The sequence below is a fragment of the Comamonas sp. JNW genome (genome assembly GCF_003105075.1).
GTDB classification, from domain to species: Bacteria; Pseudomonadota; Gammaproteobacteria; order Burkholderiales; family Burkholderiaceae_C; genus Comamonas; species Comamonas squillarum.
The window spans coordinates 136,603-153,238 of sequence record NZ_QETI01000005.1 but is presented as its reverse complement, the minus strand read 5'-3'; the positions used below and the strand labels follow the sequence as shown (position 1 = coordinate 153,238).

The window sequence follows — 16,636 nt, the reverse complement described above, 5'->3', positions numbered from 1 at the left end:
CAGGGTTATCACAGCCATCGCGTGCTTACGAGCACTTCGGCTTAACGGGGGTGGCGTCGTAGTTCTCGGTGCCTGGCACGCCGTGGCCTGGGCTGACGGTGCGCTCCACGCTGTTGGTCTCGGGCGAGTAGCCATACCATTTTTCTGCGAGCTTGGCGATCGTGCCATCGGCCTTCATGCACTTGAGCACGTTGCTGACCTGGTCACGGCCGGCCTTGTCGTCGAGGCGGAAGGGAATCGCCCAGACCAGCCCGGTCTTGATGGTGTAGCCCGCCTGCAGCGCAGGCGATTGTTTGACGGCCCAGCCCGCCACCGTGCTGCCGGTCAGGTTGTAGTCGGCACGCTTGGTCAAGACGGCCTGAATCGCATCGGCGTTGGAGCCGTAGACGAAGTACTTGAAGCCGTACTTGTCGGCGTTCTCTTTGGCCCAGGCGTCGTAGTTCGAGCCCTTGTTGACCGCAACAACCTTGCCTTTCAGCGCCTCCAGCGACTCCAGCGCGGCTGCGTTTTTTCGGCCCATGAAGGTGTAGTTCGTCTCGGTGTAGCCCTCGGTAAACAGCATGGCTTTGGCGCGCTCAGGCGTGACCGTCACAGGCGCGAGCAGAAACTCGTATTTGCCGCTGTTGAGACCCGGCACCAGGCCCGAGAATTCGGTTGCATCAATGCTGAGCTTGCGGCCCAGGCGCTTTGCGATTTCTTCGCCCATGTCGACGTTAAAGCCTTGCAGGCCGCCGCCGATCTTGACCATGGCCTGCGGGGCAAAGGTGGGATCCAAGGCGGTTTTCAAAGGCGCAGCAGTTTGTGCGTGGGCTGCGCTGGTCAAAGCCAGTGCCAGTGTCAGCCAGGAGACGCGAGTGAGGGTATGGGCAAGGTTGTTCATGGGCGGAGTTGGTTCATTCATGGATGAAAAGCCATCACTGGCTGGGCCTGAAAGCTTGGGAGCTTGAGAAAATTATTGGGCGCATTGGCCAAGCTGTCGCCTGCCGTTTTATCGGTATGCCTTAACCTGTTGTTAAGGGCCCGCCAAAGCCAGGCTGGGCCTGGCTTTGGCACGCAAAAGGCGACGTCATCTGGCACTCAATACTGCTGCCAGGCCTTGCCTTTGAGCCCCAGCCATTGCGAGGCATCAGAGGGCTTGGGCTGCTGGGCTGCTTGCAAAATCGGCTCGGGGCATTCGCAAGGCAAGAATTGGCCACGGCCACGCTCGGCCTGCAGCTGGGCGTTCTCGACCACGACCTCGCCACGGCTGATCACGGTGATGGGCCAGCCATTGACCACACGGCCCTCGTAAGGCGTGTAGCCGACCTGGTCGTGCAGGTCGCTCCAGCGCACGCTGCGCTGGGCTTGGGGGTCCCAAATCGCAATGTCGGCATCCAGGCCGACGGCAATATCGCCCTTGCGTTTTTGCAGGCCATACATGCATGCATGGTTGGTGGCAGTGAGACGCACAAATTCTTCGGGCGTGAGGCGGCCAGTCAGCAGGCCCTCGGAGAACAGCAGCGGCAAGCGCAGCTCCAGGCCGGGCACGCCATTGGCCATTTCCTTGAAGGTGGTGGCATCGCCCTTGGGCAGCTTGCCGCTTTCATCGAACTTGTAGGGCGCGTGGTCAGAACTGTAGATGCCCAGGGTGCCATCCAGCAGGCCTTGCCAGACCTTGTCTTGCGCGGCCTTGTCGCGCACGGGTGGACTGCAGCAGAATTTTGCGCCTTCCAGGCCCTCCTGGTCCATGTCTTCTGCGGTCAGGAACAGGTATTGCGGGCAGGTCTCGGCATGCACTTTGCTGCCCAGTTGCCGGGCACTGCGAATCACTTCAATCGCCTCGGGGCCTGAGATATGCACCAGCAAAATCGGCACATCGAGCAGATTGGCCAGCTGGATGGCGCGCGAGCTCGCTTCGATTTCTGCAATCGCATCGTGGGCCACGCCGTGGAATTTGGGTGCCGTGAGGCCCTTGTCCAGCAAGCGGCGCGCAATCCAGCGGATCACGTCGTGGTTCTCGGCATGCACCATGACCATCGCGCCTTCGCGGCCTGCGACTTCCAGCACATCCAGCATCTGGAAGTCGTCGATCTTGAGCTTGTCGTAGGTCATGTAGACCTTCAGCGAGGTGATGCCCTCTGCAATCGCGCGTGGCAAATCCTGCTCCAGCATTTGAGGGGTGATCTCGGACAGGATCAGGTGAAAGCCGTAGTCGATCACCGCTTTCTCGGCCGCCAGCTTGGCGTAGGCGGCGATCACCTCGGGCACTTGCTGGCCTTTGTGCTGCGCAGCAAACGGGATCACGCAGGTCGTGCCACCAAACGCGGCCGAGACCGTGGCGCTGTAGAAATCATCAGCGCACATCACGCCCGCGCTGGACGCTTGTTCAATATGGGCGTGGCTGTCGATGCCGCCAGGCATGACCCACAGGCCTTGTGCGTCAATGTCACGCCGCCCTGCTGGCAGGTTCTCCCCAATGGCAGCAATGGTGCCGCCCTGAATGCCGATATCGGCCACAAAGGTGTTTTGGGAGGTGCTGATACGGCCGTTGCGGATGGTCAAATCAAACATGGCATCGTTTCTTTCTCAAGCTAGGTTCAGACAGATGCCCGGGTGGTAAGCAGGCTTCATGCCAACTTGCACCGGATTGGTGCTCATTGCATCGGCTTTGGTGCATGGAGCGGCCTTGGGGCAGTGTTTTTGGGAACCTGAATACATTCTTAGTGCGCGTAGATTTGCGCTTCTGAGCGGAAGCCTTTGACCTCGATCGGATTGCCAAAGGGATCGCGAAAGAACATGGTCCATTGCTCACCGGGCTCGCCCTCAAAGCGCACTTGGGGCGCGAGCACAAACTCCACACCGGCGACTTGCAGGCGGTCGGCCATGGCGCGCCAGTCGGGGTAGAGCAAGATGATGCCGAAGTGCGGCATCGGCACCATGTGCTGGCCGACCTTGCCGGTGTTGGCCGTGGCAAAGGGCTCGCCCAGGTGCAGGGAGATTTGGTGGCCGAAGAAATCAAAATCGACCCAGGTGTCGGTGCTGCGGCCTTCGATGCAGCCGAGCACGCCGCCGTAAAAGGCGCGGGCCTGGTCCAGATCGCGGATATTGAAGGCAAAGTGGAAAGCGGAAGGTAAATTCATGGTGTATGGACTCTGGAAATAGCTGGACGGTGCGGGCGCTGGCGAATGCATGGAACGCAGAGCAGGCCCGCTCGGGACGTGGCAGATGGCATCAAGCCAGGGCCTGGCTGAGCAAAGGCAAGTCGACATTGGCCCCTGACAGCACAACCACTGCACTTTGGCCCTCTAGCGGCAACTTGCCTGCGAGCAAGGCTGCCAAAGCCACTGCGCCGCCGGGCTCGACCACCAAGCGCAGGTCTTCGATGGCAAAACGCATGGCAGCCAGTACCTCGGCGTCGCTGACGCTGACGGCCTGGCTCAGGCGCAGGCCATTGATCGCATAAGGCAGCTCGGCCGGTGTGACGGCCTGCAAGGCATCGCAAATCGAATCGGCCGATTGGGGATTGCTCTGGCGCGTGCCACTGGCCAGTGAGCGCACGGTGTCATCAAACGCAGCCGGTTCCACGGCGACGCAGCGGGTCTGCGGGCTCAAGGCGGCCAGGCTCAGATTGCAGCCCGCCATCATGCCGCCACCGCCACAGGGGGCGGCAAACAGACCGAGTTGCGCCAGGTCATCGGCAGGCAAGTCCTGCAAGGCTTCGAGCGCGACCGTGCCTTGGGCGGCCAGCACTTCGGGAAAGTCGCCCGGTGGGATCAGGGTTGCGTCGGTCTCGGCCAGCAACTGCATGCCGATCTCCTCACGGCTTTGCGTCATGCGGTCGTAGTGCACCACTTTGGCGCCCTGCTCCAGCGCCTTTTTGACCTTGTTCTTGGGCGCATCAGCGGGCATCACAATCGTCGCCTGCACGCCCAGCGTGGCAGCGGCCCAGGCAATCGCCTGGCCGTGGTTGCCCGTGGAGTACGCGATCACGCCGTTCTGGCGCTGCGCTTGGCTGAGCGACAAGATCGCATTAAAGGCACCGCGCAGCTTGAAGGAACCGGTGATTTGCAGGCATTCGGGCTTGAGCCAGATGCGTGCACCCGTGCGTTCGCTCAGGCTGCGCGAAAACAGCAGTGGCGTGCGGCGTATATAGGGCGCAATGCGCTCGGCGGCCAACTCAACATCGGCAAACGTGGGCACGCGCATTACGCCAAACAGCTCATGCTGGATGCTGCTGGGCAGCTCGGCCAGGCTGGGCGCATTCATTAGTTCTGCTCCTGGGCGACGGCAGCGCCTTGGGGCTGCCAAACCGCAGGCGCTGTGCTGCCAGTTTGGTTGGTGAGCCGCTGGTAGGCTTCGAGGCGGCGGTGCTGCGCAAAGTTGAAGATGGTCGTGCGGCCCAACTCGCACATCGCGAGGTTGCAGTCGGCCACGACCAGCTCGTCGTCCCAGCTGGTAGCCATCGCCATGATCTCGCCTTGCGGGTTGACGATGATCGAGTGGCCCATCAGCTCAAAGCCGTCTTCATTACCCGCCTTGGCCACGCCCACGCCAAACGTGGCGTTTTGGTAGCAACCGGCCTGGATCGATAATTGCGAGTGGAAGTTGCGCAGGTGGTGGGCTTCAAAGCCACGGTTTTCCTGGTTCACGGCCGGGGTGTTGTAGCCCAGCATGACCAGTTCCACCTGCTGCAGACCCAGCTCACGCCAGGATTCTGGCCAGCGGCGGTCGTTGCAGATCAGCATGCCCATGTTGACGCCTTCAACTTCACCTACAGGCGCGCGGGTGACCGGAAAGCCCAGGTTGCCCACTTCAAAATAGCGCTTCTCCAGGTGCTGCACCTTGCGGATGGTGGAGAACTCCTTGTGACCGGGCAGGTGGATTTTGCGGTACTTCAATATGACCTCACCCGACGGTGCAATCACCACCGAGGTGTTGAAGCGGCGCTTGCGCAGCACGCCGGTTTCATCGGCTTCGTGGGCGATCTCGGCGTAGCCCAGGTAGCAGGTGATACCGTAGCGCTTGATTGCATCGAACAGCGGCTGGGTGGCGGGCGATGGCAGGGTTTCTTCATACCAGTTGTCAGCCTGGTCGAGGTCCTCGACATACCAGCGTGGGAAGAAGGTCGTGAAGGCCAGCTCGGGGAACACCACCACATTGGCGCCGCGCTGGTAGGCGCGCTCTACGAGGCGCACCATGCGTGCGACGACCGAGTCACGGCCTTCGGCTTTTTGAATAGGGCCCAGCTGGGCGGCAGCCACGGTAATAAGACGCTTCATAGTTGTAGAACTCAAGTGCTAGGAAAACAAACAGGCCTGGTGTGACACGGCAGCGCAGCGCACGCCCAGGTCAAGCCATCAAAGTCAATCCAAGGGGAAAAAGGGTGCAAGGGCTTGTGCCCATGCCGCTAGGGTGGCGAGCAGTGGCCTACCAGCCCAGCCGCGCACGGCCCAAGGCCATCGCAGCAGCTGCTTGGGTGGGCTCGACCACCGGCACGCCAGAGGCTTCAGCCAGTGCATCGCGGTAAGAGGCCATGCCTGCACAGCCCATCACCAGCACGTTCGCGCCCTGCTCGCGCACCAGGCGCTGCCCCACCTCCACCATGCGCGAGAGCGTGCGTTCCTGGTCGGCCAATTCAGTCACGCCCAGGCCGATTGCAGCTTCGCCAGCAATACGGCTGCTGATGCCCATCGCACCGTAGTTGCGCATATGGCGGGCTATCGAGGTTTCCAAAATCGCAATCACGCCCACCCGCTGGCCCATCGACAGGGCCGTCAGCATCGCGCACTCGCTGATGCCCAGCACCGGCACGCCACGCGGCTGCATGGCCTCGCGCACGGCGTACAGGCCGGGGTCGCTAAAGCAGGCAATCACCACTGCTGCGCAGTCATCCGGCAAGGCCAGGCAATGCTGCACCAGGAGCATGGCCACGCCATCGACATCCTGTTGGCTTTGCACACCGGGCGGGCCGCTTGGCAGCCAGTCACTGACGAAGCGCGGCCCTCCAGGCATGCGCAGCGGCGAGAGCGCGAGATCAATTCCTTGGGTGACCCTTAAGCTGCTGTTGGGGTTGACGACGTAAATGGCCGATGACATGAGCGCGCCTCGTACAAATTGGAATGACTGCAATTTACGAGTATTCGCGTGGCATAGAAATTGCTGAAATGTCGGTCTTGATTAACATGAGGTTAAGGCTTGCTGGTGGCGCCCTGCTCTGTGCAGTCTCCCAGCACCTTGGCCGCTTTTGTAGTCACCTTGACTAGTAAGGACCACAATGGCCGCACTGAACTTGCGCCAGATTGAGGTATTCCGCGCCGTGATGAGCACCGGCAGCATTGCGGGCGCTTCGCAAATCCTGTTTGTCTCCCAGCCGGCCGTCAGCCGTCTGCTGGCCTACACCGAGCAGCGCATTGGTTTTGTTTTGTTTGAGCGCATCAAAGGGCGCTTGTTTGCCACGCCGGAGGCGCGCCGCCTGATTGGCGAGGTCGAGCAGGTCTACCAGTCGGTGCAGCGCGTCAACGACCTGGCAGGCGACCTGGCCAGGCACCGCACCGGCATTCTGAACCTGGTCTCGGGCCCCTCGATTGGACAAAGCTTTATTCCGCAGGCTGTCGCCAGTTTTCGCCAGCAGTTTCCCGATTGCAAGATGACTTTTGCCTGCCACGGCCACGAGCAGATTCGCGAGCGCTTGCTGAACCACCAGGCCGATCTTGGCGTGATCAGCTCAGCGATTGAGCACCCGAATCTCGACATCACGCCGCTGTGCACCAACCGCCTGGTGTGCATCATGCCGGCCAACCACGCACTGTGCGAGAAAGAAGAAGTCACCCCCGAGGACTTGATGCAATGGCCCATGGTTGGCTACGGACACGACACGCCGATGGGTCGGCGCGTGACGGCGTACTGCCAGGATATGGAGCTGGAGCCCAACGAAGTGGTGGAGGTGGGCTCGCCGCAAAATGCGGGATCGATGGTCGAGATGGGTGTGGGCATTGCGCTGGTCGATGAATTCTCGGTGCGCAGCTGGCATGCCTCGCGACCCGTCATGGTGCGCCCCTTGAGGAATGCACCGGTATTGCAAACCAATTTGGTGCATCACAAATTCGAGCCCATGTCCCAGCTGGCGCAGCGCTTTATCGCCGAGTTGCGCCAGTTGGTTGAGCAATACGGCTTTGTGCTTGCGCGAGAGAGGGATATGGAACCGGCGGTGACCCCATAGCATGGGCCAGATTGCAGAACCATCCCGCCTTTGGACGCAGCGCGTTTGCTGCAAAGCGGCCAAGCGCCCATGCAGGCAAATGCGGCTACCGCCTCAATCCCAGATCGGAGCCAGCCCCTCAGGATTGACTTCGCGGCCATTGCGCTCCAGCTGCGCAATGCGGGCCATGTCCTCGGCATCGAGCACCAGCTGCTGGGCCAGCAGGTTGCTGGCCAGGTTCTCGCGCTTGGTAGAAGACGGGATGACGGCGTAACCCAGCTGCAGCGCCCATGCCAGGGCGACCTGGGCGACGGTGGCCTGGTGCTTGCTGGCGATCTCGGCCAGTACCGGGTCCTTCAGCACCTTGCCGTAGGCCAGGGTCATGTACGAGGTCACAGCAATTCCCTGCTCCTGGAGAAAGGCCGTCAATTGGTGGCTTTGCAGGTAGGGGCTGAGCTCGATCTGGTTGGTGGCGATCTCCCCTGCTCCGACAGCAGCGATAGCCTGGCGGGTCAGCTCGATATTGAAGTTGGAAATACCGATCTGGCGCGTGAGGCCCTGGGCCTTGGCTTCTGCCAGTGCCGTCATGAACTCTTGCAATTCCACGCCATTGCCGGGGGCGGGCCAGTGGATCAGGGTCAGGTCCACATAGTCGCTGCGCAGCTTTTTGAGGCTGTGCTTGAGGCTGGGAACCAGCTTGGCCTGGCTGTAGTTGTCGGTCCAGATCTTGGTGGTGACAAACAGCTCTTCGCGCGCCACGCCGCTGTCGGCCATAGCCTGGCCCACTTCGGCTTCGTTGCCGTAGATCTGCGCGGTATCGACCGCCCGGTAGCCCAGCTCCAGTGCATTGCGCACGGAATCGACGACCACCTGCCCTTGCAGACGGAAAGTACCAACGCCAAATCGAGGAATAGACATGAAAAACTCCTTGGAAAAAATACAGATAGAGACAGGTGCGGCAGACCTGCAGCGCTTGGATCACCAACCAGGTCTTGATCGCATTGGCAACCAGTTTGCGCTTTTCATCCTTGCAGATAAAGCCCTGGATCAACAATATTCTTTTGAAGAAATATCAACTATCAAGCCCTACCCACTCCGTGCGCGGCTTCACCAGGCCTAGAAAGCAAAAAAGCCCCTCGCGCAGCCTGTGGTCTGCACGAGGAGCCATTGGCCCAAATAGCAATGTTTAGATATTGCTAGCCGCCGCTGCAGCACCAGCCTGACCACGGCGCATGCGGCCCTGAATCAATACCAGGCCCAGCCCGCCTGCGGCAAGCGCCGCACCTGCCCAAGCTACGGCCCCGTAGCCCAGGCCGTGTCGGATCACGGCACCCCCCAAGGCCGCGCCCACGGCATTGCCCAGATTGAAGGCGCCCACATTGACGGATGAGGCCAGGCCGGGCGCCTCAGCAGCGGCCTGCATCACCCGCATCTGCACCGGGGGCACCATGCCAAAGGCAGCCGCACCCCACACCACCAGACCGATGCCGGCGCCTACATGGGTGGTCAGCGCCCAAGGCAATACCACCATGATGAGCGCCAGGGCCAGCAGGATGAGGCGCGTGGCGCCATCGAGCGACCAGTCGGCCAGGCGCCCTCCCAGGCTGTTGCCGATGGTGAAACCCAGGCCAATGAGTACCAGCGCAAAGGCGATAAAGCCGGGGCTGGCATGGGTGATCTCGGTCAGCACCGGGGCCACATAGGTGTAGAGCGTGAACATGGAGCCGGCGCCCAGCACCGTGGTGCCCATGGCCAGCAGTACCTCGGGGCGCGTCAGCACCTTGAGCTCGCGGCGCACATCAGGGCGTGTGCCGGCCTCGCCCTTTGGTAGCACCATCCACAGCGCGGCAATGGTGACCAGGCCCAGCGCGGCCGTGCCGGCAAAGGCCAGCCGCCAGCCCACTTGCTGGCCGATCCAGGTGGCAGCGGGCACACCGCCAATATTGGCCACCGTGAGCCCCATGAACATCGCAGCAATGGCGCTGGCCTGTTTGTCCTTGGGCACCACGCTGGCTGCCACCACCGCGCCAATGCCAAAGAAAGCGCCATGGTTGAGGCTGGTCACCAGGCGCGACAGCAGCAAGGTCGTGTAGCCGGGGGCCAGTGCCGAGAGCAGATTGCCCACGGTGAAGATCAGCATCAAGGTGACCAGCGCGGCGCGCCGACCAAAGCGGCTGAACAGCAAGGTCATCACCGGCGCGCCCAGCATCACGCCCACGGCATAGGCCGACACCAGCATACCGGCGGTCGGAATGCTGACATCAACGCCCTGGGCGATAACAGGCAAAAGCCCCATCGGGGCAAACTCGGTCGTGCCAATGGCGAAAGCACCAATGGCCAAGGCGAACAAAACAGCGGAAGACTTCATAGCCTCTAGTGTGCCCTGCTACTATTTGCAGATTAAGTACCATTGCCACCAAAATCTTTTGACGCCAGGGCAACAATGAAGACCACGCTCGATGAATTGCAGGCCTTTGTGGCCGTGGTCGATACCGGCTCGATCACCGCAGCGTCCGAATTGCTGGACCAGACGGTGTCCGCCACCAGCCGCACCTTGGGCCGGCTGGAAGAAAAGCTACAAACCACCCTGCTGCGCCGCACGACCCGCCGCCTGGAGCTGACCGAAGAAGGCAGCGCCTTCCTGCAACGAGCACGCGCGATTTTGGTGTCCGTCGATGAGGCCGAGGAGCTGATGGCCGCCCGGCGTGTGCGGCCCGCCGGGCGCCTGCGGGTGGATGCTGCCACGCCCTTTATGCTGCATGTGCTGGTGCCGCTGGTTGACAGCTTTCGCGCGAAATACCCGGAGGTGGAGCTGGAGCTGCACTCGCACGAAGGCATTGTGGATCTGATCGAAAAGCGCAGCGATGTCGCCTTTCGCATTGGTGCGCTCAAGAATTCGAGCATGCATGCGCGGCCGGTGGGCATCAGCCGCATCCGGGTGCTGGCCAGCCCGGCCTATCTGGCGCGCCATGGCACCCCGAGCAGCCCCCAGCAGTTGGCGCAGCATGTACTGCTGGGCTTTACCCAGCCTGATTCGCTCAATGAATGGCCGCTGCGTGATGCAAGCGGCGAGCTGCTGCGCATCCAGCCCGCGATTGCGTCCTCCAGCGGCGAGACGCTGCGCCATATGGCCCTGGCGGGTTTTGGCATCGTCTGTCTGTCGGATTTCATGACCCGGGCGGACCGCCACAGCGGCCAGCTGGTGACCTTGTTTGACGACCAGCTGCTCGATGTGCGCCAGTCCATCCATGCGGTGTACTACCGCAATACGGCGCTGGCCTCGCGCATCACCTGCTTTGTCGACCATGTGATCGGTGCGCTGGGGGCGCAGCCCTTCAGCGACTGATCGCTGCCACCCAGACCATGGACAACCGCCCTGCTCTGCCGGGCTTGGGGGCGCCTATTACTGCCTGCCTGCCAAAGCGCGCTCGTCAGGCAGCATCCTTGTCCGATGGCTCTTCATCCACCACCAGCGCCGTCAGGTCACTGATCCGGTAAGCGGCGCTATCGGCCTGCATGCTGCCCAGCGTTGCAGGCCGCAAGGGTCCGCGCCCCGGGGCGCCCAACAGCATCACGGTGATGTGCAGCTGCGGGCAGCGCAAGCGCAGGCTCTCGCACATCTGGCTAAGCTTGCCCAGCGGGTTGGAGTGAAAGCTGCAGATGCACAGATGGCGCACGCCGTCATAGAGGGACAGATCGCCCTGGCGCAGTACCGTCTCGATCGACACCGCGCGGGTGCTGCTGTCCACGCCGTGCAGCCGCAGCGCATGGGCGGCCATCGTGGCGGCATGCCGGTCAATATCCCACTGCATGCCCACGCAGACCACGGTCTGTGCCGGTGGCTGGCCTTCGGCAACTGGGGTCAGCGCCGCGGGCCGGTAGTGGCGCTGCAGGCCACTGAGCAGCATGGCCACGGCCTCTGAAAGGCGCTGGCGTTGCGGCGGGCTGGCGGAATGGCGGTACTGCTGCGCGGCAATCAGCAGCGCCGGCACGGCCACCTGGTCATAGAACTGGGTAACAGCCAAGGCCTGTTCATGCTGGCTGGGCTTCGGAGACAGGGCCTGGTCAATATTTTCCGAGGCCACGTCAATGGCCTGGTCCACATCGCCACGCCACAGCCGTTGCAGCAGTTTCTCGGGCGGGTCAAACACGGCCTGGCTGCCCAGCAAGATCTCCAAAAAGCCCATGCCCGGAATATAGCGGCCCAGCACCAGCAGGCAGACCGTCAGCGGCGTCGACAAGATCAGGCCGATGGGCCCCCAGAGCGCGGTCCAGAAGGTCGCTGCCAAAATAATGGACAAGGTCGACAAGCCCGTGCTGGCCCCATACAGCCAAGGCTCGATCACGTTGTTGCTGAGCAACTCCAAAAGCAGGATCAAGGCCAAGGTCCACAGCAGCAGGCTCCAGCCCGGGTCCACCGCAAAGGCCAGCGTGAGCGGGAACACCGCCGACGCCATCGGGCCGATATAGGGCACAAAGCGCAGCACCGCTGCCAAGATGCCCCAGAGAATCGCGCCAGGCACACCAATCCACCACAGCCCCAAAGCCATCGGCACGCCATAGCTCAGATTCACAAAAAGCTGCATGCGCAGATACTGGCCAATGCGGGTGGCGGCATCGTCGAGCGCGTCCGACGCCATATGGGTGTTGGGGCCCATCAGGCGCAGCAGCCGGTCCTGCAGGCCGCTGCGGTCCAGCAAGATCAAGACGACAAACAAGAACACGATGCCGGTGGTGGCCAGCGGCTCAGCCACCTTGCTCAGCAGCTCCAGCGCCTTTTGAATGGGTTTGACGGTGGGCTCTTGCACTTCCACCTTCTGCACCCGGCGCGTGCGCGCATCGCCCTGCCCGATCTCCGTCTCCACGGTATTGAGCACCTTGACGGCGCCGTCCCAGACGCCCGGGCCATTGAAATAAGGTTTGACATGGCGCAGCTTCTGGCGAATGGTGTTTTGGTAGGTGGGCAGCTCGGCGCTGAGGCTGGTGACCTGGCCGCCCACATAGATGGCGCCCGCACCCAGCGCGCCCAAGGCCAGCACCATCACCAGCGCCACCGACAGCACCCGGGGCATGCCCCAACGCTTGAGCCGGCTGACCGCCGGGTCCAGCAAAAAGCCCAGCAGCGCTGCCAGGGCCACCGGCAGCAGCACATCCCGGCCTACATACAGGCCCAGAATCACCACCGCCGCAATGACCATGCCCACCATCAGCCGCAAACCGGGCACGATCGCCAACAGCGGCGCCAGTGTTTCTTGGGTAGACGGCCCGGCGCGGCGGCGCCCCGCTGAGCGCCCGCTGCTGCGTCCCGTTTCGCGCAGCTCTGCACGCTGTGAGCGTTTGGGCCCGGGAACAGGCTGGGCTACAGGCTCATCATCGGGCGCGGGGTGGTCGGGTGGCATGGGGTGCAGAGCTCAGAGGGGGGGATACGCAAGCTGCTATTAGATCCAATTTCCGGGATGGAAGATGTCATCTTTGGCCGCTTTTTGGAGCGCTGACCGCAGTCAACAAAAAACCGCAAGGCCGGATGGCACTTGCGGTTCGCGCAGGCCATAGGCCCGGGCTTATTTTTTGAGGCCTTGCAGCTTGGCAAAGGCCGAGGCCATGGCGTTTTGCTGCGCAGGTTGTTTGGCACGTGCGGGCTGCGTGTAGCCGCCCCGGCCGCCACCGCCCTGGCCCCGGCCAGCGGCTTCAAAGCGGTTGTCGCGTGGGCCATCGCGGCGTGGGGGCGCAGCGTCCAGCTTCATCGTCAGGCTGATGCGCTTGCGCTCCACATCCACTTCCAGCACCTTGACCTTGACGATCTGGCCGGTCTTGACGGCTTCGCGGGCATCTTCGATGAACTTGTAGCTCATCTGGCTGACGTGGACCAGGCCATCTTGGTGCACGCCCAGGTCCACAAAGGCACCAAACTGGGCGACGTTGCTCACGGTGCCTTCCAAGGTCATGCCTTCGCGCAGGTCCTTGATGTCTTCCACGCCTTCGTTGAAGCGGGCCACGACAAAGTCGGGGCGCGGGTCACGGCCGGGTTTTTCCAGCTCGCCCAGAATGTCCGAGATCGTGAGCGCGCCAAACTTCTCGCTGACAAAGCGCTCGGCCTTGAGGCTCTTGAGCACCTCGCCACGGCCCATCAGCTGGTCCACCGGCTTGCCCGTCGTCGCAATGATCTGCTCAACCACCGCATAGGTTTCCGGGTGCACGCCGGTCATGTCCAGCGGGTTGTCACCACCCCTGATGCGCAAAAAGCCTGCTGCCTGCTCAAAGGTCTTGGCGCCCAGCCCCGCCACATCCATCAGCTGCTTGCGGTTCTTGAACGAGCCATTGGCATCGCGCCAACGCACCACCGACTTGGCCACCGTGCCCGACAGGCCGGAGACGCGGCTGAGCAGTGGGGCAGAGGCCGTATTCAGGTCCACGCCCACCGAGTTCACGCAGTCTTCCACCACCGCGTCAAGCTGGCGGGCCAGCTCGCTTTGGTTCACATCGTGCTGGTACTGCCCCACGCCAATGCTCTTGGGGTCGATCTTGACCAGCTCGGCGAGCGGGTCCTGCAGGCGGCGGGCAATCGAGGCCGCGCCGCGCAGGCTGACATCGACATCGGGCATCTCGAGCGCAGCAAACTCGCTGGCCGAGTAGACCGACGCGCCCGCCTCGCTCACCACCACTTTTTCAATCTTCTTGTCCGCTTTCTCGGCAATGCGGATCAGGTCGGCGGCCAGTTTGTCGGTCTCGCGGCTGGCCGTGCCGTTGCCAATCGCAATCAGGTTGATCTGGTGCTTTTCCACCAGGCGTGCCAGCACGGCCAGGGAACCGTCCCAGTCGCGGCGCGGCTCGTGCGGGTAGACGGTGGTGGTGTCCACCAGCTTGCCGGTAGGGTCGACCACCGCGACTTTCACGCCGGTGCGGATGCCCGGGTCCAGGCCCAGCACGGCGCGCTGGCCGGCAGGCGCTGCCAGCAGCAGGTCGCGAAGGTTGTCGCCAAACACCTTAATCGCTACTTTTTCGGCGTCTTCACGCAGGCGGGAGAACAGATCGCGCTCGGTCGACAGGCTGAGCTTGACGCGCCAGGTCCAGGCCACGCACTTGCGGATCAAATCATCGCTGGCGCGCTTGGCATGGCTCCAGCCCAGGTGCAGCGCAATCTTGCCCTCGGCGAGGCTCGGCTGGCCCGGCTCGGGCGCCACGCCGGGCTGCAGCTCGGGCTGGACCAGCTTGGCCTCGAGCACTTCGAGCGCGCGGCCCCGGAACACGGCCAGCGCGCGGTGCGACGGCACGCGGCCAATGGGCTCGTCGTAGTCAAAGTAATCGCGGAACTTGGCGACCTCGGGGTCGTTTTCGTTCTTGGACTCGACCTTCTTGGAGCGCAGCAGGCCTTCGGCCCAAAGCCATTCACGCAGCTTTTGCACCAGTGCCGGGTCTTCAGCCCAGCGCTCGGACAGGATGTCGCGCACGCCATCGAGCACGGCCAACGGGGTCGAAAAATCCGGACCGGGCTTGCCATCGTCGAGCACGGTGGCGGGCTTGCAAAAGGCCCGGGCTTCCTGCTGCGGGTCCAGGCTCGGGTCCGCAAACAGCTTGTCGGCCAGCGGCTCAATGCCAAACTCCTTAGCGATCTGGCCCTTGGTGCGGCGCTTTTGCTTGAAAGGCAGGTAAATGTCTTCGAGCTCTTGCTTGGTGGGCGCGCGGGCAATGGCCAGGCGCAGCGCATCGGTCAGCTTGCCCTGCTCGTCAATGGCCTTGAGCACCGTCTCGCGCCGCTCCTGCAGCTCCCGCAGATAGGTCAGGCGCTCGGCCAAATCCCGCAGCTGGGTGTCATCCAGACCACCGGTGGCTTCCTTGCGGTAGCGGGCAATAAAGGGCACCGTCGCCCCGCTGTCCAGCAATTCCACGGCCGACGTCACCTGCGATTCGGCAACCTTCAGCTCAGCTGCAATCTGCGCAATGATCTTTTGCATGCTCTACGCTCGCTCCAATGCTTCTCTGGCAAAAGAGCCAGTGTGCCATAGCTGCTGGCAGCCACTGGGGATTTGAACAGTTGCCGGATTTGAAAAATGTAATTTTTATAGCGATCGGCAGGACAGCTGCACTGGGGTGGCGCCTCACGGCGGGCTTTGCGCGCCAATCGTCAAACAATGCCAATCGGGCGGGCAGCCGCCGCCAATGGCATACTGGGACGCGATGTCCTCTGACCATGACCTGAATTTGGATTTGTTTGGCGCCGAGCCCGCGCCGGCTGCTGCTGCAGCCACCCCAGCGGCGCCGCCCGCCAACGCGCAAGACAGCGAAGCCGCCCCTCCTCCAGCCGCCACTCCACCCGCTCCTGCCGCCAAGGCGCGCAGCCGTGCGCAGGCCGTCGGTGCCGCATACCCCTTGTTGGGGGAGGACCTGGCCCCCGCCCTGCCTGCGCTGCTGCGCATGGGCGGCTCATCCTGGTCCTACCCTGGCTGGCAGGGCCTGGTCTGGGACAAGGCCTACAGCGAGCGCATTCTTGCGCAGCGCGGCCTGAACGCCTATGCCGAGCACCCGTTGCTGCGCACCGTCAGCATTGACCGCAGCTTTTACCGGCCGCTGGCAGCGTCCGAGTACGCGGTTTATGCCGCCCAGGTGCCAGAAGATTTTCGCTTTGTCGTCAAGGCGCCGGCGCTCGTCTGCGATGCCCAGGTGCGCAGTGAAGAAGGCCGCGGGAAAGAGCCCAACCCAGCCTTTTTGAATGTGGAGCTGGCCCTTGCCAGCTATGTGCGGCCCGCCTGCGAAGGGCTGCTGGACAAGCTCGGCGTGCTGCTGTTCCAGCTCAGCCCCCTGCCGCTGGGGCGGCTGCTGAACCTGCAGCCCACCTTGGCGGAACTGGAGCAACTGGCGCAGGCCGTGCAGGCCGAGCTGGCCGGATTGCCGGCAGAGCGCCGGCCCATTGTGGCCTTTGAAGTGCGCGATGCCGATTGGCTGCGCCCCGACATCGCCCCGCAGCTGGCCCAGATTCTGCGCCAGACCGGCGCGACCTACTGCCTGGGCCTGCATGCCAAGATGCCGCGCCTGCCCGAGCAACTGCCGCTGCTGCGCGCGCTGTGGCCCGGCCCGCTGGTATGCCGCTGGAATGTGAACCCCGTCTTTGGCCCCTATGGCTATGCCGATGCCGAAAAGCAATTGGCGCCGTTTGACCGCATCCAGCAGCCTGACCCCGCGACGCTGGCCCTGCTGGCGAGCACCTTGGCCGGCGTCTGCGGCAAGGGGCAAGCGGCCTATGTCACCGTCAGCAACGAAGCCGAGGGCTGCGGCCCGCTCAGCATTGTACGGCTGGCAGAGGCGATGGCCGCGCTGAAAAAATCTGAAAGCCCAAGCCCGGCCTGATTGCAATCGCTTGCGATGTTTTGCGCAAATTTGCCGCTGCCGCCCCGTTATCTGCGCTGGAGCAGTCTGGTGCAGGCCTATGATGGTTGCCCTGCGGGTGCGCAGCGCAGTGCCATT

Annotated in this window: 14 protein-coding genes; 4 read left to right on the top strand and 10 right to left on the bottom strand. The window is 63.0% G+C overall.

The window, feature by feature from the left end:
- Positions 1-25 precede the first annotated feature (25 nt).
- The 6 genes from DCO45_RS09655 to DCO45_RS09630 form a co-directional block, all read right to left on the bottom strand.
- On the bottom strand, positions 26-880 hold the full coding sequence (locus DCO45_RS09655; RefSeq protein ID WP_116925640.1) for a transporter substrate-binding domain-containing protein: 855 nt from the start codon (positions 878-880) through the stop codon (positions 26-28).
- A gap of 197 nt (positions 881-1,077) precedes the next feature.
- Complete coding sequence (gene hydA, locus DCO45_RS09650) at positions 1,078-2,550, bottom strand: dihydropyrimidinase (protein WP_116925639.1); 1,473 nt, start codon at positions 2,548-2,550, stop codon at positions 1,078-1,080.
- 149 nt (positions 2,551-2,699) lie between these two features.
- Entirely contained in the window at positions 2,700-3,119 is a 420-nt protein-coding gene (locus DCO45_RS09645) for a VOC family protein (RefSeq protein ID WP_116925638.1), read from the bottom strand.
- Between the two features lie 91 nt (positions 3,120-3,210).
- On the bottom strand, positions 3,211-4,245 hold the full coding sequence (locus DCO45_RS09640; RefSeq protein ID WP_243419303.1) for a threonine/serine dehydratase: 1,035 nt from the start codon (positions 4,243-4,245) through the stop codon (positions 3,211-3,213).
- A complete protein-coding gene (locus DCO45_RS09635) occupies positions 4,245-5,258 on the bottom strand; it encodes an N-carbamoyl-D-amino-acid hydrolase (protein WP_116925637.1) in 1,014 nt (337 codons plus the stop codon). Before DCO45_RS09635 ends, DCO45_RS09640 begins: the two co-directional genes overlap by 1 nt.
- Before the next feature lie 148 nt (positions 5,259-5,406).
- Positions 5,407-6,075 carry an aspartate/glutamate racemase family protein gene (locus tag DCO45_RS09630; protein ID WP_116925636.1) on the bottom strand — a complete coding sequence of 223 codons (669 nt, stop codon included), beginning with the start codon at positions 6,073-6,075 and terminating at the stop codon, positions 5,407-5,409.
- A 178-nt stretch (positions 6,076-6,253) separates the two neighbouring features.
- On the opposite strand from DCO45_RS09630, the gene DCO45_RS09625 reads away from it, so the two are divergent.
- Positions 6,254-7,198, top strand: a complete 945-nt coding sequence (locus tag DCO45_RS09625) for a LysR family transcriptional regulator (protein ID WP_116925635.1) — start codon at positions 6,254-6,256, stop codon at positions 7,196-7,198.
- A 93-nt stretch (positions 7,199-7,291) separates the two neighbouring features.
- Here DCO45_RS09625 and dkgB read toward each other — a convergent pair whose 3' ends face one another.
- Positions 7,292-8,095 (bottom strand): 2,5-didehydrogluconate reductase DkgB, encoded by an 804-nt coding sequence (gene dkgB / locus DCO45_RS09620; RefSeq protein WP_116925634.1) that lies wholly within the window; start codon positions 8,093-8,095, stop codon positions 7,292-7,294.
- On the opposite strand from dkgB, the gene DCO45_RS22645 reads away from it, so the two are divergent.
- Positions 8,094-8,297, top strand: a complete 204-nt coding sequence (locus tag DCO45_RS22645) for a hypothetical protein (protein WP_133248120.1) — start codon at positions 8,094-8,096, stop codon at positions 8,295-8,297. The genes dkgB and DCO45_RS22645 overlap by 2 nt on opposite strands.
- Before the next feature lie 66 nt (positions 8,298-8,363).
- Here DCO45_RS22645 and DCO45_RS09615 read toward each other — a convergent pair whose 3' ends face one another.
- Entirely contained in the window at positions 8,364-9,545 is a 1,182-nt protein-coding gene (locus DCO45_RS09615; RefSeq protein ID WP_116925633.1) for an MFS transporter, read from the bottom strand.
- A gap of 75 nt (positions 9,546-9,620) precedes the next feature.
- Between DCO45_RS09615 and DCO45_RS09610 the strand changes: the two genes are divergently transcribed.
- Positions 9,621-10,523 carry a LysR family transcriptional regulator gene (locus DCO45_RS09610; protein WP_116925632.1) on the top strand — a complete coding sequence of 301 codons (903 nt, stop codon included), beginning with the start codon at positions 9,621-9,623 and terminating at the stop codon, positions 10,521-10,523.
- 85 nt (positions 10,524-10,608) lie between these two features.
- On the opposite strand, the gene DCO45_RS09605 is transcribed toward DCO45_RS09610, so the two are convergent.
- Entirely contained in the window at positions 10,609-12,576 is a 1,968-nt protein-coding gene (locus tag DCO45_RS09605) for an AI-2E family transporter (RefSeq protein WP_133248119.1), read from the bottom strand.
- A gap of 162 nt (positions 12,577-12,738) precedes the next feature.
- Positions 12,739-15,129 (bottom strand): Tex family protein, encoded by a 2,391-nt coding sequence (locus DCO45_RS09600; protein ID WP_116925630.1) that lies wholly within the window; start codon positions 15,127-15,129, stop codon positions 12,739-12,741.
- Positions 15,130-15,352: 223 nt separating this feature from the next.
- On the opposite strand from DCO45_RS09600, the gene DCO45_RS09595 reads away from it, so the two are divergent.
- On the top strand, positions 15,353-16,519 hold the full coding sequence (locus DCO45_RS09595; RefSeq protein ID WP_116925767.1) for a DUF72 domain-containing protein: 1,167 nt from the start codon (positions 15,353-15,355) through the stop codon (positions 16,517-16,519).
- The last annotated feature ends 117 nt before the right edge of the window (positions 16,520-16,636 follow it).

Excerpts from the sequence above, each read along its gene's own strand:
- DCO45_RS09630 (WP_116925636.1), bottom strand. The coding sequence starts at position 6,075 with ATGTCATCGGCCATTTACGTCGTCAACCCCAACAGCAGCTTAAGGGTC.
- DCO45_RS09615 (WP_116925633.1), bottom strand. The coding sequence starts at position 9,545 with ATGAAGTCTTCCGCTGTTTTGTTCGCCTTGGCCATTGGTGCTTTCGCC.
- DCO45_RS09625 (WP_116925635.1), top strand. The coding sequence starts at position 6,254 with ATGGCCGCACTGAACTTGCGCCAGATTGAGGTATTCCGCGCCGTGATG.
- hydA (WP_116925639.1), bottom strand. The coding sequence starts at position 2,550 with ATGTTTGATTTGACCATCCGCAACGGCCGTATCAGCACCTCCCAAAAC.
- DCO45_RS09600 (WP_116925630.1), bottom strand. The coding sequence starts at position 15,129 with ATGCAAAAGATCATTGCGCAGATTGCAGCTGAGCTGAAGGTTGCCGAA.
- DCO45_RS09640 (WP_243419303.1), bottom strand. The coding sequence starts at position 4,245 with ATGAATGCGCCCAGCCTGGCCGAGCTGCCCAGCAGCATCCAGCATGAG.
- DCO45_RS09655 (WP_116925640.1), bottom strand. The coding sequence starts at position 880 with ATGAACAACCTTGCCCATACCCTCACTCGCGTCTCCTGGCTGACACTG.
- DCO45_RS09610 (WP_116925632.1), top strand. The coding sequence starts at position 9,621 with ATGAAGACCACGCTCGATGAATTGCAGGCCTTTGTGGCCGTGGTCGAT.
- DCO45_RS22645 (WP_133248120.1), top strand. The coding sequence starts at position 8,094 with ATGAAAAACTCCTTGGAAAAAATACAGATAGAGACAGGTGCGGCAGAC.
- DCO45_RS09605 (WP_133248119.1), bottom strand. The coding sequence starts at position 12,576 with ATGCCACCCGACCACCCCGCGCCCGATGATGAGCCTGTAGCCCAGCCT.
- DCO45_RS09645 (WP_116925638.1), bottom strand. The coding sequence starts at position 3,119 with ATGAATTTACCTTCCGCTTTCCACTTTGCCTTCAATATCCGCGATCTG.
- dkgB (WP_116925634.1), bottom strand. The coding sequence starts at position 8,095 with ATGTCTATTCCTCGATTTGGCGTTGGTACTTTCCGTCTGCAAGGGCAG.
- DCO45_RS09635 (WP_116925637.1), bottom strand. The coding sequence starts at position 5,258 with ATGAAGCGTCTTATTACCGTGGCTGCCGCCCAGCTGGGCCCTATTCAA.
- DCO45_RS09595 (WP_116925767.1), top strand. The coding sequence starts at position 15,353 with ATGTCCTCTGACCATGACCTGAATTTGGATTTGTTTGGCGCCGAGCCC.